13 protein-coding genes are annotated in these 15,030 nt (G+C 67.8%); 9 read left to right on the top strand and 4 right to left on the bottom strand.

Features of this window, described 5'->3' with window-relative positions:
* Window positions 1-606, bottom strand: a complete 606-nt coding sequence (locus NJQ99_RS11730; RefSeq protein ID WP_269333017.1) for a cupin domain-containing protein — start codon at window positions 604-606, stop codon at window positions 1-3.
* Window positions 607-728: 122 nt separating this feature from the next.
* Here NJQ99_RS11730 and NJQ99_RS11735 point away from each other — a divergent pair, with 122 nt between their 5' ends.
* The 4 genes from NJQ99_RS11735 to NJQ99_RS11750 are packed head-to-tail and all read left to right on the top strand — an operon-like array spanning window position 729 to window position 5,796.
* Entirely contained in the window at window positions 729-2,804 is a 2,076-nt protein-coding gene (locus NJQ99_RS11735; RefSeq protein ID WP_269333018.1) for a hydantoinase/oxoprolinase family protein, read from the top strand.
* Entirely contained in the window at window positions 2,801-4,513 is a 1,713-nt protein-coding gene (locus NJQ99_RS11740; RefSeq protein WP_269333019.1) for a hydantoinase B/oxoprolinase family protein, read from the top strand. Before NJQ99_RS11735 ends, NJQ99_RS11740 begins: the two co-directional genes overlap by 4 nt.
* A gap of 36 nt (window positions 4,514-4,549) precedes the next feature.
* Window positions 4,550-5,407: a carbon-nitrogen hydrolase family protein gene (locus tag NJQ99_RS11745; protein WP_269333020.1), complete on the top strand. Its 858-nt coding sequence runs from the start codon at window positions 4,550-4,552 to the stop codon at window positions 5,405-5,407.
* Complete coding sequence (locus NJQ99_RS11750; RefSeq protein WP_269333021.1) at window positions 5,404-5,796, top strand: RidA family protein; 393 nt, start codon at window positions 5,404-5,406, stop codon at window positions 5,794-5,796. Before NJQ99_RS11745 ends, NJQ99_RS11750 begins: the two co-directional genes overlap by 4 nt.
* Before the next feature lie 3 nt (window positions 5,797-5,799).
* Here NJQ99_RS11750 and NJQ99_RS11755 read toward each other — a convergent pair whose 3' ends face one another.
* Together NJQ99_RS11755 and NJQ99_RS11760 are read right to left on the bottom strand one after the other, a co-directional pair.
* Window positions 5,800-7,197 (bottom strand): amidase, encoded by a 1,398-nt coding sequence (locus NJQ99_RS11755; protein ID WP_269333022.1) that lies wholly within the window; start codon window positions 7,195-7,197, stop codon window positions 5,800-5,802.
* Window positions 7,194-8,009, bottom strand: coding sequence for a phytanoyl-CoA dioxygenase family protein (locus tag NJQ99_RS11760; RefSeq protein WP_269333023.1), 816 nt, complete (start codon window positions 8,007-8,009; stop codon window positions 7,194-7,196). The genes NJQ99_RS11755 and NJQ99_RS11760 overlap by 4 nt, the downstream gene beginning before the upstream one ends.
* A gap of 258 nt (window positions 8,010-8,267) precedes the next feature.
* On the opposite strand from NJQ99_RS11760, the gene NJQ99_RS11765 reads away from it, so the two are divergent.
* The 5 genes from NJQ99_RS11765 to NJQ99_RS11785 all read left to right on the top strand — a co-directional run bounded on the left by NJQ99_RS11765 (window position 8,268) and on the right by NJQ99_RS11785 (window position 13,683).
* Window positions 8,268-9,455, top strand: coding sequence for an NADH:flavin oxidoreductase/NADH oxidase (locus NJQ99_RS11765; RefSeq protein WP_269333024.1), 1,188 nt, complete (start codon window positions 8,268-8,270; stop codon window positions 9,453-9,455).
* A 110-nt stretch (window positions 9,456-9,565) separates the two neighbouring features.
* Window positions 9,566-10,699 carry a C4-dicarboxylate TRAP transporter substrate-binding protein gene (locus NJQ99_RS11770; RefSeq protein ID WP_269333025.1) on the top strand — a complete coding sequence of 378 codons (1,134 nt, stop codon included), beginning with the start codon at window positions 9,566-9,568 and terminating at the stop codon, window positions 10,697-10,699.
* A gap of 98 nt (window positions 10,700-10,797) precedes the next feature.
* Window positions 10,798-11,376 carry a TRAP transporter small permease gene (locus NJQ99_RS11775; protein WP_269333228.1) on the top strand — a complete coding sequence of 193 codons (579 nt, stop codon included), beginning with the start codon at window positions 10,798-10,800 and terminating at the stop codon, window positions 11,374-11,376.
* Window positions 11,373-12,677: a TRAP transporter large permease gene (locus tag NJQ99_RS11780; RefSeq protein ID WP_269333026.1), complete on the top strand. Its 1,305-nt coding sequence runs from the start codon at window positions 11,373-11,375 to the stop codon at window positions 12,675-12,677. The genes NJQ99_RS11775 and NJQ99_RS11780 overlap by 4 nt, the downstream gene beginning before the upstream one ends.
* 7 nt (window positions 12,678-12,684) lie before the next feature.
* Window positions 12,685-13,683 carry a Gfo/Idh/MocA family protein gene (locus tag NJQ99_RS11785; RefSeq protein ID WP_269333027.1) on the top strand — a complete coding sequence of 333 codons (999 nt, stop codon included), beginning with the start codon at window positions 12,685-12,687 and terminating at the stop codon, window positions 13,681-13,683.
* A gap of 6 nt (window positions 13,684-13,689) precedes the next feature.
* On the opposite strand, the gene NJQ99_RS11790 is transcribed toward NJQ99_RS11785, so the two are convergent.
* Window positions 13,690-14,988 carry an NAD(P)/FAD-dependent oxidoreductase gene (locus NJQ99_RS11790; RefSeq protein WP_269333028.1) on the bottom strand — a complete coding sequence of 433 codons (1,299 nt, stop codon included), beginning with the start codon at window positions 14,986-14,988 and terminating at the stop codon, window positions 13,690-13,692.
* Between the last annotated feature and the right edge of the window lie 42 nt (window positions 14,989-15,030).

Here is a 15,030-nt window from a genome sequence, read left to right on the forward strand (position 1 = left end):
TCAGTAGATCGGCGGCGTGTAGACCCAGTGGACGCGGGTCACGGTCTTGCCGGGATTGCCGTAGCGGTGCGGCGTGGAGGCGCGGTAGCGGAAGGCGTCGCCCTCGAACAGGTGGAAGCGTTTCTCGCCGAGCCACAGGTCGAGCTGGCCGGCCATCACGACGCCTGCCTCCTCGCCGTCGTGGGTGTCGAGTTCGGGACCGGAATAGGCGCCCGGTTCGATCTCCGTCAGGAACATCTGCAGGTCGCCACGGGTCCGCGGCGTCGTGATCTGCATGGTGATGCCGGCGCGCCGAAGGTCGAGAAGACGCCGGTTCGCGGGCCTGACGATGAACTGTGCTTCCTCGTCGACCGAGACGTCCGGTTGCACGTCCGTGAAGAACGACTCCACCGGCACGCCGATCGCATCGGCAAGCAGGCGCAGCGACCGGATCGACGGCGAGGTGAGCCCGCGCTCGATCTGGCTGATGAGGCCGACCGACAAGCCGGCCTTCGTTGCGACGACGTGCATCGACAGCCCGCGATCCTTGCGGGCCTGACGCATCAAGGCCCCCAGGATCTGATCCGGGTTCGACGTGGCTTCCTGACGTTCTTCCTGCGCTGTCATCGGGAGGGGGGTGATCCTCTATCGGTTTGTGCGCAGGGATAATCCACGCCTTCAGACCGATCAATCGATGAACCGGTTTCACCAAACTTGAACCCATCCCAAAAATTTTTCAATATTCTGAAATGCGGGGGCGAGCTGCAAAGGCCGCCGGCGGGCTTTTCAGGGAGGGATGTGCATTGCGTGTCGGTGTGGAAGTCGGCGGAACGTTTACGGATCTTGTGGCAATTGAGCCGGGTGGCGTCCGTGTCACCAAGGTGCCGAGCGTCCCCCGGAACCCGGATGTCGGCGCCTTCAATGCCTTGGAGGCGGCACGCCTCGATTTCAGCCAGATTGAAGATTTGGCCCACGGATCGACCGTGGCGACCAATGCTGTTCTCGAACGGCGGGGCGGCCGGATCGCCTTCGTCACCACGCGCGGCTTCCGGGACATCCTGGCGATCCAGCGGCACAACCGGACGCGAATCTACGACCTGGAGTACCAGAAACCGAGGCCTGTGGTTGCCCGAAGCGACAGCTTCGAGGTGGACGAGCGCATCGCCTCGGACGGCAGCGTCGTGACCGCTCTCGACCGCGCCGCGGTGGTCGGCGACCTCGTGCCCCGGCTCAAGGCGGGCGAGTACGACGCCATCGCGATCTGCCTGCTGAACGCCTATGCCAATCCCGCACACGAAGCGGCCCTGGCGCAGATTCTCGCCGAGGAGATAGACGGTGTCCTCGTGGCCCTCTCCTCGGAGGTCAGCCGGGAGTTCCGCGAGTTCGAGCGGGCCTCCACGACAACGCTCAGCGCCTATGTGCAGCCGGTGATCGACCGCTATCTTCAGTCCTTCGAAAGGAGGCTCCAGGATGCAGGCTTCCGGGGGCGCTTCAGCGTCATGCAGTCGAACGGCGGACGGCTCCCCGCAGGCGGCATGCGGCGCAGGGCCGTGTCCGCGCTGCTGTCCGGACCGGCGGCGGGCGTGACCGGCGCGGGGCGGCAGGCGGCGCGGTCGGGCTTCGACAACCTCATCACCCTCGACATCGGCGGCACCAGCACGGACGTCTGTCTCGTCACCGACGGCAAACCCGAACTGACGAGCGAGTTTCACATCGAAGGGTTGCCGGTGCGCTCGCCTGTGCTCGACATCAACACCGTGGGCGCGGGCGGCGGCAGCATCGTCTGGATCGACGACGGCGGCATGTTGCGCGCGGGCCCGCAGAGTGCGGGCGCCGATCCCGGGCCGGCCTGTTATGGCCGCGGGGGCACGCTGCCGACCCTGACCGACGCGCACCTGATCCGCGGCACGATCCGGGCGGAAGCCTTTCTCGGCGGGCGCATGCGTGTCGACGAGGAGGCCGCGCGCGCGGCCTTCGCCCCCATCGCCGAGGCGCTGGACATGAGCGTCGAGGAGGCCGCGGAGAGCGCGATCCGGCTCGCCGATTCCAACATCGTCCGGGCGATCCAGCTGATCTCGACGGAGCGCGGCAAGGATCCCCGCGACTATGTGCTGGTGCCGTTCGGCGGCGCCGGGCCGCTGCACGCGGCGCACGTGGCCGAAGACCTCGGCATCCGCACCATCGTCGTGCCGCCCAATGCGGGCGTGATCTCGGCCTATGGCCTCGTGGCGTCGGACTTCGTGGAGTACGACACCCGGACCTGCCGGATGCGCCTCGACCCGGATGCCCCCGACGCGCTGCGGGCGATCTACGAGGACATGCGCGGACACGGCGAGGCGGCGTTCCGTGAGATGGGCCTGAAGCCGCCTTACCGGCTGAGTTTCGTGGCCGACATGCGCTTCGTCGGCCAGGCGTTCGAGATCCCGGTCGAACTGCCGGTGGGCGATCTCGACACGCTGACCTATGAGGAGGTGCGGCGCGCCTTCACCGAGGCGCATCATCGCATCTTCTTCCACGGCGCGGGCGACACCAAGCCGGTCGAGATCGTCGCGGCGCGCGTCGGGATCACCGCGCCGCTCGGCGAATTGCCGCTTCTGACGGAAGACCCGCACACCGGCGGCAACGACGCCGCCCCGATCCGCATCCACGACGGCAAGCAGGAGCAGGAGGCCCAGGCGATGCCCAGGTCGCTGCTGAACGACCGCCGGAGCGTGACGGGACCGGCACTTGTGGACGATCCCACCTCGACGATCTTCGTGCCCGCGGGCTGGGCGGCGTCGGCGGACGAGGCGGGCAACTTGATACTGCGGAGGGAAGAGCGGTGACCAAGAGCGAAACCATGGCCGCGGGCACCAGGGACATGACCGGCGGTCTGGATCCGGTCGACTATGCCGTGATCACCCAAGGGCTGATCGCCGCGGCGCGCGAGATGGGCGCGAAGCTTATCCGGTCTGCCTACTCGACCATCGTGCGGGAGGCGAGCGACGCGTCCGCCGCGCTGCTCGACCGCAACGGCAACGTGATCGCGCAGGCCGAACTGATCCCGATGCAGCTCGGACCGATGCGTGCGACCTTCCAGGCGTGCGCGGACGTGGTGCCCGTGGACGACCTTCAGCCGGGCGACTTCTACATCAACAACGACCCGTTCGCGGGCGGCCAGCACCTGCAGGACGTGTTCATCTACACGCCGGTGTTCGTGGATGGCCACGTCGTCGCCTTCGCGGGGACGGTGGCGCATCACCTCGACCTCGGCGGCGGAAATCCGGGCCTCAACCCGGACGCGGCCGACGTGCATGCCGAGGGGCTGCTGTTTCCGCCCTCGCGCTACAATTTCGAAAGGGACTGGGACGGCGGGCCGCTCGAGCGGTTCGTGGCCCGCAACATCCGCGTGCCCGAGCAGACGATCGGCGACTTCAACGCGCAGTTCGCGGCCAACGCCATCGGCGCGCACCGGGTCGGCGAGATGTGCCGCAAGTACGGCACGGACAAGGTGCTGGCGAGCATGGACGCGCTCATGGACTATACCGAGCGGCGGTTCCGCGCGGCGCTCCGCGACGTGCCGGACGGCGTCTATTATGGCGAGGACGCGGTGGACGACGACGGGCTCACCGACGACCACCTCGTCGTCAAGGCGTCGGTCGAGGTGCGCGGCGACACCATCGCGATCGACTTCGAGGGGACGTGCGAGCAGGTGCGGCGCAACCTCAACTGCCCGCTGTCCTCCACGATCTCGGCGGCGCTGTCGGCGGTGAAGGCGGTGCTGACGAGCGCCGACATCCCGTTCAACGAGGGCCTGAAGCGTCCGGTCACGATCAAGGTGCCGGAAGGCAGCATCCTCAACCCGACCTACCCGGCGCCCGTGCGTGCGCGGATGGAGGCGGCCTACCGTGCCTTCAATGCGGTGATGAAGGCGCTGGCCCAGATCGTCCCCGACCGCGTGATCGCCGGCGGACACGACACGACGACCGTGCTCGCCATCAGCCATCTGAGCACGGCGGGCTACCGGGTCTATCTCGAGGTGTTCGGCGGCGGCTACGGCGCCTCGCCGCGGACCGACGGCTGCGACGCGGTGGATTCGCCGCTTTCCAACTGCTCCAACACGCCGGTCGAGGCGACCGACATGGAGTTCGACCATTTCCGCATCGTCGGCTACGGGCTGGTGCCGGATTCCGGCGGCCCGGGCAGGCGGCGCGGCGGCCTGTCCTTCTTCCGCAGCTACGAGATCCTGAAGGACAATGTGAACTTCGCGATCTACGCCGACCGGTTCCGCATCGCGCCCTACGGGCTCGAAGGCGGGCAGGAGGGCACGTGCGGGCGTTGCGAGATCCTGCGCGACGGCAAGGTGCTGCAGGTGCGTTCCAAGGACAATGTCGACCTGCGCCGCGGCGATGTCGTCACGCTCATCACGTCGGGCGGGGCAGGCTACGGCGATCCGGCGGAGCGCGAGGCCGAACTGATCGAACGCGACCTGCGCGAAGGCTATGTCACGGACCTGAAGCAATGGCAGGCGCTGGGCGCTCAAGCCGCGGAATAGGCGGCACCGTCCCCGGCCGCCATGAAGGATAAAGACATGGAACAGACCCAGGACCTGACCGCCTCCGCCATCCAGATCACCAGCTGCGATGGCAAGAAGGCCGAGATCGTCGACAAGGTGGCCCGGCTCCTCGACGTGGCGGGGCAGCGGGGCTCCGACCTCGTCGTGCTGCCGGAGCTTTGGACCGGTCTCGGCTTTTCCGACGAGACGATCTACCGCGACATCGCCGAGCCGTTTCCGGGCCCGGTGACGGACATGCTTGCCGAAAAGGCGCGCCGCTACGGCATGTACATCGCGGGCTCCATGTACGAGGACGCGGGCGAAGGCACCTATTACAACACCATCCCGCTGGTCACGCCGGACGGGGAGATCCAGGGCCTCTACCGCAAGACGCACCTGTTCGACGCGCCCAACCGCACCGACATCCCGCCCGGCATCCGCGAAAGCGCCAAGGTGAAGGCGGGCGACGACCTGCCCGTCTTCGACACGGGGCTCGGCTGCCTCGGCCTGTCGGTCTGCTCCGACCTGCGCTTTCCGGAGATCTACCGGGAGATGACGCTGCGCGGGGCGGAGATCCTGGTGTGCGCATCGGCGTTCCTGTCGCCGCGCATCGACCATTGGGAGTTCTTCCTGCGTGCGCGCGCCTGCGAGAACCAGGCGTTCGTGGTCGCCTCCGGCCAGGTCGGCAAGGATCCCTCCTCCGGCCTCGCCTTCGTCGGGCGCAGCATGATCGTCGACCCCTGGGGGGTGATCGTGGCCACGGCATCGGACGAGGAGGAGTGCATCACCGCGCACATCGACCCCGGCCTGATCGGGCGCGTGCGCGAACGCTACCCGCTGCTGGAGCAGCGCCGTCCCGAGCTCTACCGGGTGCTGAGGACGGGCAACCGATGAGCAACCGGCGCCTCAACCCGGAGACGGTCGCACCGCCGAACGGGCTCTACAGCCACGCGGTCGAAGTGCCCGCGGGCGCCCGCCTCGTCTTCGTGTCGGGCCAGCTCGGCGTCGACGCGCAAGGCAACCTCGCGCCCGACATCGAAGGGCAGTGCGACCTCGCCTGGCAGAACATGAAGGCGGTGCTGGAAGCGGCGGGCATGGGCCTCGACGACCTCGTGAAGGTCAACACCTATATCGTGGACGAGGCGCATGGCGACATCGTGCGCGCGGTGCGCAGGCGCTATCTCCCGGGCGAGCAGCCGGCCTCGACGGCGGTCGCGGTGCGGGCGATGGTCCGCCCCGAATGGCTGATCGAGATCGAGGGCATCGCGGCGCGCGTCGACTGAGGCTCAGGCGTCCTCACACACGCAGGGCGGCAAGGGCATCGGCAGGACCGCTTCCAGCGCTTCGGCCACGTCGAGCGCGAGGCCGTCGCGGAACGGCGGCGCGACGATCTGGAGCCCCACGGGCAACCCCTCGGCCGTGAGGCCGCACGGCAGGCTCGCCGCCGGGTGGCGCGTCAGGTTGAAGGGGTAGGAGAAGGGCGTCCACGCGGGCCAGCCCCGGGGGTCCGGGTCGCCTGGCTGGTCGCGCCCCACCTCGAAGGCGGCAATCGGCATCGCCGGCAGCGTCAGCACGTCGAAGCGCGCGAACAGGGCCTGAAGCCGGTCTGCAAGCACGGCGCACCCGGCAAGCGCCGCGGCGAAGCGCCCGGCGTCGACGGTGCGTCCCCGCTCCGCGATGGCGAGCAGGCTCGGCTCCATCGTCTCGGCCTGCGGGCCTGCTGCCTGCACGAGGGCGAGCGCGGTGCCGGACCAGATCGTTTCGAACATGTCCGCGGCCTCGCGCATGTCGAGCGCGAGGGGCGTGACCTCCGCACCGAGCCCCTCGAGCGCGCGGACGGCGGCGTCGACGCACGCTTCAACCTCGGCGCTCACTGGGGCGTCGCCCAGCGTGCGCAGGTGGCCGACGCGCAGGCCATTCGCCGCGGACCGTCGGTCCATGTCGGCGATCCGTACGGGAGGGGCGGCCCAGTCGCGCGGGTCGTGCCGCGTGATGACGTCCATCATCGCCCGGGCGTCCGCGACCGTGCGGGTCAGCGGCCCCTGGACGGCGAGGTGGCCGAAGGCGCTCGCCGGGTGCATGGGCACGCGGTAGGCGGTCGGCTTCAGGCCGAAGACGCCCGTGAACGCCGCCGGAATCCGGATCGAGCCGCCCGCGTCGGTGCCGAGATGCAGCACGCCCATGCCCGTCGCTGCCGCGACCGCCGCACCGCCGGAGGAGCCGCCGGGCGTCTTCGCCGGATCCCAGGGATTGCGCGTGATGCCGCACAGCGTGCTCTCGGTCACCGCCTTGTGGCCGTACTCCGGCGTCGTGGTCTTGCCGAGGATGACCGCGCCCGCTTCCCGCAGGCGTGCGACGGCGGGGGCGTCGGCAATCCCGTCAGCGCTCGCCGGCGTTGCGCGGGAGCCGCGGCGGAACGGAAAGCCCGCCATGGAGACGAGATCCTTGACGGTCGCGGGCACGCCGTCGAGGGGGGACAGCGGCGCGCCCTTGCGCCAGCGCGCCTCGGACGCGCGCGCGGCGGCCAGTGCGCCGTCCGCATCCACAATGCAGAAGGCATTCAGCGCGGGGTCGTGCCGCTCTATGCGTGCAAGGCAGGCGGCCGCGACGTCCACCGGGGAGAGGCGGCCGGAGCGGAACCCCTCGGCGCACTCCGCCGCGGTCAGCAGCGCCAGGTCGCTCATTGCCCGGCGGCGAGGACCTGCGGAAACAGGTCGCACGGCATCGGGTCGCCCGCCTTCAGGCCCGGGTCGCGCAGCAGCCGGATGGTCGAGGCGCGCGGCGTGTAGACGGCGTCGTCGCCGGTCCAGCGCGTGGCGAAACCCCGGCGGCGGCGGTCGCTCGTCGAATTTCCCGCCGAATGATGCAGCGTCAAGGCGTGGTGCACGATGCAGTCGCCGGGCGCCAGGTCCCAGGAGATGAAGTCGTACCGGTCGCGCTCGGCCTCGATGTCGGGGACGGGCTCCATGTCCGGATTGTCGTAGCTCGACTCCGAGGTGAAGCTCTGCCCGATGTAGCGCTTGGGCCACTTGTGCGAGCCGCGGATGTATTCCACGCCGCCCGACTCCGCCGACACGGGATCGAGCGCCAGCCAGATCGAGCAGACCTGGTTGCCCTCGACCGGCCAGTAGGGCAGGTCGTGATGCCAGGGCGTGTGCTCCTTCGTGCCGGCTTCCTTCACGAGCAGATGGTCGTAGAACAGCGTCGCGGTCGACGACCGCATCAGTTGCCGCGCGATGGCGGCGGCCGGTGATTCAAACACGAAGGCTCGGAAATCCTCGTCGCGCGGCCAGATGAACTGATCGCCGAAAAACCGCCCGGCGCTCGTGTCCTTTGTGTATTCGAGCGCGAGCGGCCCGCCATTCGCCATGATGCGGTCGGCCGCTGCCTGCATGCGCGCGACCCAGTCGGCGCCGAACGCCTGGCGCAGGACGATGGCGCCATCCTCCTCGTACCGCGCGATCTCCGCGTCACCGATGGGCTGAGTGGTCGGCATCCCCGTTGACCCTCTCTCTTCCCGGCCTTGGCGGCCAGCCTGATTTTTTCAATGATGCTTGAATTGGGGCGGGTATGGCAACTGGTTTGAGAATCGACGGCCAAAGGGCATTTCGAAAAAACCAAAAATAAACAATCACTTGAATGACATTACGGGATATAAAAATTTAATGACGCTAAAAAATTGGATTGATCGTCATGTGCCGGAGGGGCACACTCTGGACAGGTGGAATTCCGGGGCAGTGAGAGGAAGCGGGGCATGGTCGAAGCGGCAGAGGCGTCGCAGGTGAGGTTGTTCCAGGCCTTCGCCCACCGAGGCGTCACATTGCCCAATCGCATCGTCATCTCGCCGATGCAGCAATATGCTGCCGACCCTGACGGCATGGTCAAGGACTGGCACTTCGTCCACCTGACCAAGATGGCCGTGGGCGGCGCGGGGCTCATCTTCACCGAGGCGCTGGCGGTCGAGCCGGCCGGGCGGCTGACCCACGCGGACCTCGGCGTCTGGTCGGACGGCCACATTCCGGGTCTTGCGCGCCTGGCGGAGGCCATGCGGGAGCACGGCTCGGTGCCGGGCGCGCAACTCATCCACGCAGGCCGCAAGGCGAGCATGAGCCGGCCTTGGCACGGCTATCTGCCGCTGACGGAAGAGGATGAGAAGGCGCGCGGCGAGGCGCCTTGGCAGACGATCTCCTCGACGGCGACACCGGCGAACCCGGGCTGGCACGTTCCGGTGGCGCTCGACCGGGCGGGCATCGGCCGGGTGCTCGACCTGTTTGCGCAGGCCACGCGGCGTGTGCGCGAGGCTGGCTTCGACGTCCTCGATATCCACGGGGCGCACGGTTACCTGATCCATTGCTTTCTTTCTCCGCTCGCAAACGAACGGACCGACGACTATGGCGGCAGCCTGGAGAACAGGATGCGCTTCGCGGTCGAGGTGGCGGACGCGGTGCGCAGCGAATGGCCGTCGGACAAGCCGCTTTATTACCGGCTCTCGTGCGTGGACGGGATCGAGGGCGGCTGGTCCATCGAGGACTCCGTGGCGCTGTCGCGTGTCCTCGCCGGGCACGGGGTCGATGTGATCGATTGCTCGTCGGGCGGACTGACCCAGCGCGCGACGCCGGCGATCATTCCGCGGGAACCGGGCTTCCAGGTCCCCTACGCCGACAGGATCCGCCACGACGCGCACATTCCCACGATGGCGGTTGGCCTCATCACCGAGCCGCGGCATGCAGAGCAGATTCTTCGGGAGGGAAAGGCAGACCTGATTGCGATCGGCCGGGAGTCCCTGAACAATCCCCAATGGGCGCTTCATGCTGCGCAGGAACTGGGCGCCGACCCCGGGTTCGAGAAGTGGGCCCCGCAATACGGCTGGTGGCTTTATCGCAGGGAACGCGCGCGCCAGGCCGCCGAGGAGGCCAGCGCGGGCAAGGGTGCGGGCGTCTGAGCCCGCCATCGTCCGGGAGCGGAGGCCCGGACAGGCATCCGGTACTCGCCGTGCTTCGGCGGGTCCGCAACAAGAAGACGACGGATGCAACGAGAATGGGAGACGGCAAGATGAAAACCAGAGGTCTGAGCATGGCGCTCGGAGGGTCATTGCTCGCGGCTATCGCGGCAAGCCCTGCGCAGTCGGAAGAATACGCAGCAAACATCTTCTTCGGCCCTGAGCTGACGCTCACCAAGTACGCCTATACGGAGTTTGCCAAACGGGTCGCAGACGCGACGAACGGGGCGGTAAGCTTCAAGGTCTACACGGGTGGCGTGCTCATCCCGCCGCGTGCGTCGATGGAAGGAATCGCCGATGGCATTGCGCAGGTCGGCTATCACGCGGGCACCTATACGCCCGACAAGATTCCGCGGCACAATCTGATTTCCGAGCTTTCGTTCGTTTCCACGGACTATTTCGTCACGGCGCTCGCCTCGACCGAAATCAGCTTCGTGATGCCGGAGCTGGAGGCAGAGTGGAAGGCCAACGGCGTCGTCTACGGCGGCGGTTATTCGACGCTTCCCTACGTGCTCCAGTGCAACACGAAGCTCGAAACGCTCGCCGACGTGAAGGGCAAGCGGCTGCGGATGCCGGGCGCGATCTGGGACCGCTGGGCGACCGCCATGGGTGCGGTCTCCGTCAATGTGCCGTCGAGCGAGATCTACACCGGCCTCGACCGCGGCACGATCGACTGCGGCGTCAACCCGGCCGAGGGCCTCAAGAGCCGCAGCTTCTGGGACGTCGCCAATCACGTCCTCGACCTGCCTCTGGGGGTTTATTACTCGGGCTTCCACTGGGCCTACAACCCGGACTTCTGGGGCTCGCTGTCGGTCGAGCAGCGCAAGACTCTCTATGAGCAGATGGCGTGGGCGATCGCCAAGACGGGCGTGGAGTACACGCGCGAGACCGAGGCCGTGATCGCGCAGGCGAAGGCCGAGAAGGGCGTGACGTTCGTTCAGCCGGCGCCGGACCTTCTCGCCGCCCACGCCGCCTTCGTCGAGCAGGACAGCAAGGCGCTCGTCGAACTGGCCAAGACCAAGTACGGCATCGATGATGCCCAGAAGTACATCGACAAGTACATGGAACTGGTCGCCAAGTGGGAAGGCCTGCTGAAGAACGTCGACAAGACGGACGTGGACGCCATCAAGGCGCTGGTCATGTCCGAGATCTACGACAAGGTCGACCCGGCCACCTACGGCCTCTGACGGCCGCGCGATCGAGGCGGGCTGGCCCCGGCATCCGTGCCGGGCCAGCCCGGATCGATATTGTTTCCCTTCGTCAAGGCCGGAGAAGCTGATTGACGATGACGACGTCCCAGAAGGCCCTGCCGCGCCCTTTCCGGGCAGCAACCCGCCTTGTCCGGCGCGCCACGGATCTTTCGATGGTTTTCGCGGGCATCGCGCTGGTGCTGATGACGGTGCATGTGGTTGCCGATGTCACCGCGCGTGTCGTCTTCAACAGTCCGATTCCGGGCACGCTTGAGATCGTGGCCTTCTACTACATGGTTGCAGCCATCGTCTTCCCGGCGGGCTACCTGGAAAGGCGCGACGAGCACATCACCGTCGAGCTGTTCTACATGCGCCTGTCTCCCTTCGGGCAGCGGATCTGCTACGCATTTTCCGGCCTCCTGACGGCAGTGTTCTTTTCGATTTTCGCCTACCAGAGCTGGCTCGACGCGCTCAAGGCCACCAGGACGCGCGAAATGGTCATGGGCGCGGCCCAGATCGAGATCTGGCCGGCCCGGTATGTTCTGCCGATCAGCTTCGCCCTGCTCGTTCTCGTTGCGGTTCTGAATGTGGTCCGGGTGGTGCTGCGGCCCCACGAAACCCCCACCAACAAGGACACGACAGCTGATGTCGGCGAGGAGAGGACGGCCGGATGAGTAATGTCGAGATCGGCTTCGCCGGGCTGGCGGTGCTGCTCCTGTTGCTGGCCGTCAGGGTTCCGATCGCCGTCGCCCTCGGCTCGGTATCCTTTGTCGGGATCGCGATGCTGACCTCGTGGCGCGCCGCGTGGGGCGTTCTCTCTGCCGTACCCTTCAATTTCCTAGGGGACTGGTCGCTTTCGGCCATTCCCATGTTCCTTCTGATGGGCTTCGTTGCCTCGCGTGCGGGCCTGACGGACGGCCTCTACAAGGCGATGCGCGTGGTCTTCGGCCCGGTGCCGGGCGGGCTCGCCGTTTCGAGTGTCGGGGCTTGCGCGCTCTTTGCCGCAGCATCGGGGTCGAGCGTGGCCACCTCTGCGGCCATGGCGCGGATCGCGGTTCCGGAAATGTTGCGCTACCGCTACGATCCGGGCCTTGCATGCGGCGTGATTGCCAGTGCCGGAACGTTGGGCTCGCTCATCCCGCCGTCGATCCTTCTCGTGATCTACGGCATTTTCGCACAGGCCTCGATCGGGGAGCTTTTCATGGCCGGGTTTCTTCCCGGCCTGCTCTCGGCATTGATGTTCGCCGGGATGATCGTGGTCCGGGTCAAGCTCCGCCCCTCGCTCGCCCCTCCTCTGGACGAGCGGCCGTCGCGCGAGGAGATGTTCGCGGCCCTTAGCGAGTTGTGGATGCTTCCGGTCCTGGTTCTGGGTGTGCTGGGCGGGATCTTCGTCGGGCTCTTCACGCCGACCGAAGCCGGCGCGGTCGGCGCAGTCCTTGCGGTGCTGCTGGCGATGATCCGGGGCACGGCGAGCTGGGAGGGTCTGCGTCAGGCCATCGTCGAGACGGCGATCAGTTCGACGGCCATCTTCGTGATCGCGATCGGTGCCGTGCTCTTCATGCGCTTCATGGCCTTCAGCGGCGTTCCGGATCATCTCTCCGCGGCGATGCTGTCGGTGACGGACAGCCAGATCCTGATCCTGCTGCAGGTTGCGCTGGTCTATCTCCTGCTTGGCATGTTCATCGATTCCATCGGCATCATGCTGCTGACGCTGCCGATCATGCTGCCTCTGGTCGGTGGCGCCGACATCGATCTCGTCTGGTTCGGCATCATCGTGATCAAGCTGCTTGAGATCGGCCTGGTGACCCCGCCGGTCGGTCTGAACGTCTATGTCATCAAGAGCGCGCTCGGCAGCGAGGTGAGCCTGACCGCGATCTTCCGGGGCGTGATGTGGTTCATCGTCGCCGATCTCATCACGCTGGGCCTCCTGATCCTGTTCCCGCAGATCTCGCTCTACCTGCCCAGTCTCATGTGAGGACGCCATGACCGATCAGAGTTCGAAGCCGGTGCGCCTTCTGATCGCCGGCCTCGGCCGATGGGGGCAGACGATGGTCCGCTCCGTGCAGGGCGTGAGCGCGGATGTCTGCTTCGCCGGTGCCATCGTCCGCCGGAAGGAACCGGTCCTCGATTTCGCGCAGAGCACGGGCATGGCCCTGTTCGGCAGCCTTCGCGACGCGGTGGAGGAGACAGGCGCGGACGGCCTCGTCCTTGCCACCCCGCACAGCCAGCACGAAGGGCAGGCGCTTGAGGGCCTGGAGGCAGGTCTGCCGGTGCTCGTCGAAAAGCCCTTCACCCTGACGCGGGAAAGCGCGGTGCGTGTCGTCGAGGCCGCGAAAGCCCGCGGGCTGCTCGTCACCGTCGGCTTCAACCGCCGCTTCGCCCCCGCCATGCAGAAGCTCCGCACGCTGGTCAGGTCCGGAGAACTGGGAACGGTGCAGGCCGTGGAGGGCAATTTCTCCGGCAGTTTCGCCTACCGCTATCGCCCGGGGATGTGGCGCGTGTCCGCGGAGGAAGCGCCCGCCGGCGGCATGACGCCGATGGGCGTTCACGTGCTCGACGCGATGATCGACCTTGCAGGGCCGATAGAGGCGGTCGAGACGCGGTCGATCCGCCGTGTGGTCGAGATCGATCAGGATGACACCACCATGGTCTCGGTGCGGTTTTCCTCCGGCGCCCTCGGCGTGTTGACGACGCTCACGACGACGGCCCCCATATGGCGCGTCCAGGTCTCCGGGTCGCGCGGCTGGGCCGTGGCGGAGGGACACGAGCGGCTGGTCCACGCCCCCATCGATGGCCCCGTCACGGAGACACGCTTTCCCCCGACGGATATCGAACGCGCGGAACTCGAGGCCTTTGCCGCCGCCGTCCGGGGGACGGCCGTTTTTCCCGTCAGGCCAGACGAGGCTGTCGAGGGTGTCGCCACCCTGGAGGCCGTGGTGACCTCCGCGCGCTCGGGCGGATGGGTGAAGGTGCGCCGCTGACGGCGCTCACAGGCCCAGCCGGTCCTTTGCCTGGTACCACGCCGCCGTGAGTTTCATTCCGGGGATCCGGAGGGCGTGGAACGGCACCGGCGGAAACGCGGCGGTGACCGGGCCCAGGTCGCAGGCCTCCCCGACCGCCAGCCGCGCGAGATAGCGGCCCATCAGCGTCGACATGGCAACGCCGCGCCCGCCGTATCCCATCGCGAAGTGGATGCGCGGCGAGAGGCTGCCGAGGTGATGCCAGTGGTCTCGCGTCACCGCGACCAACCCCGACCAGCGGTGCGTCACCGGGACGTCCGCCAGGTCGGGATAAAGGGCATGAAGCGCGTCCTCGATCCCCTTGTAGCTGGCTGCGTCCGCGCGCCGTCCCGTGATGTCTCCGCGCCCGCCGAAGACGATCCGGTTGTCGGGCGACAGCCGGACCCAGTTCAGCAGGTGCTTGGTGTCCGACATCGTCCGGCCGCGCGGCAGGATGCGGCCCGCAAGGTTTCGGGGCAGGGGGGCTGTCGCGATGGCCGACGACGACACGGCGACGACCCTCTGCGCAAGGCCGTCCGGAAAGAGACCGGGCGGCGTGTAGCCGTTTGTCGCGATGACGAGCTGGTCCGCGGTCACCGTGGCGCGCGGCGTGTCTATGGCGATGCCGCCCTCGATGGCGCGAACCCGGGTCGCGGGCGTGCTGCCGTGGATCGGGACACCGCGCGCCGCCAGCGAGGATGCAAGGCCGCGGGCGTACGCGAGCGGTTGCACGCGCGCCCCCAGCGGGTCGAGATACCCGCCGCAATACGCCCCGCCGCCCAGCTCCTCCGAGATTTCGGCCCGGGACAACAGCTGGACCTCCGTCTCGCCCGCGGCCTGGTGCAGCCAGCGCACCTCGGCGGCCAGCGCATCGAGCGCCTTTGGCGTATGCGCGGCGGCCAGATAGCCGTCCTGCGCGAAATCGCAGTCGATCCCGTGATCTGCAACCAGTTCGCAGACCGTCTCGATCGCCTCGTGCAGCAGCCGCCTCTGTCTCAGCGCCTCGTCGCGGCCCCAGTGCGCCTCGATGGCCGTCAGCGGCTTCTTCGGGCGCGGCACGAGCATCCCGCCGTTGCGCCCGCTGGCGCCCCATCCGGGCTGGTGCGCCTCGATCACCATGCAGTCGACGCCGCGCGCAGCGAGGTGGTGGGCCGCCGAGAGGCCGGTGTAGCCGGCCCCGACGATCAGAACACCGGTTCGCGCGTCGGATGCAAGCTCGGGAAACGGCTGCGGCTCGGGTGCCGTTTCGCACCATGCGCTCCTGCTTTCCTGGTTGTCCGCGGCCATGGAACTTGTCTTCCGTGTCGAGGGCGCCTGGCGGGGGAGACC

The sequence above is a fragment of the Futiania mangrovi genome (assembly GCF_024158125.1).
GTDB lineage: Bacteria > Pseudomonadota > Alphaproteobacteria > Futianiales > Futianiaceae > Futiania > Futiania mangrovi.

Coding starts and splice junctions, on each gene's coding strand:
- NJQ99_RS11735 (WP_269333018.1), top strand. CDS start 729: ATGCGGGGGCGAGCTGCAAAGGCCGCCGGCGGGCTTTTCAGGGAGGGA.
- NJQ99_RS11780 (WP_269333026.1), top strand. CDS start 11,373: ATGAGTAATGTCGAGATCGGCTTCGCCGGGCTGGCGGTGCTGCTCCTG.
- NJQ99_RS11765 (WP_269333024.1), top strand. CDS start 8,268: ATGGTCGAAGCGGCAGAGGCGTCGCAGGTGAGGTTGTTCCAGGCCTTC.
- NJQ99_RS11745 (WP_269333020.1), top strand. CDS start 4,550: ATGGAACAGACCCAGGACCTGACCGCCTCCGCCATCCAGATCACCAGC.
- NJQ99_RS11775 (WP_269333228.1), top strand. CDS start 10,798: ATGACGACGTCCCAGAAGGCCCTGCCGCGCCCTTTCCGGGCAGCAACC.
- NJQ99_RS11760 (WP_269333023.1), bottom strand. CDS start 8,009: ATGCCGACCACTCAGCCCATCGGTGACGCGGAGATCGCGCGGTACGAG.
- NJQ99_RS11790 (WP_269333028.1), bottom strand. CDS start 14,988: ATGGCCGCGGACAACCAGGAAAGCAGGAGCGCATGGTGCGAAACGGCA.
- NJQ99_RS11785 (WP_269333027.1), top strand. CDS start 12,685: ATGACCGATCAGAGTTCGAAGCCGGTGCGCCTTCTGATCGCCGGCCTC.
- NJQ99_RS11750 (WP_269333021.1), top strand. CDS start 5,404: ATGAGCAACCGGCGCCTCAACCCGGAGACGGTCGCACCGCCGAACGGG.
- NJQ99_RS11730 (WP_269333017.1), bottom strand. CDS start 606: ATGACAGCGCAGGAAGAACGTCAGGAAGCCACGTCGAACCCGGATCAG.
- NJQ99_RS11755 (WP_269333022.1), bottom strand. CDS start 7,197: ATGAGCGACCTGGCGCTGCTGACCGCGGCGGAGTGCGCCGAGGGGTTC.
- NJQ99_RS11770 (WP_269333025.1), top strand. CDS start 9,566: ATGAAAACCAGAGGTCTGAGCATGGCGCTCGGAGGGTCATTGCTCGCG.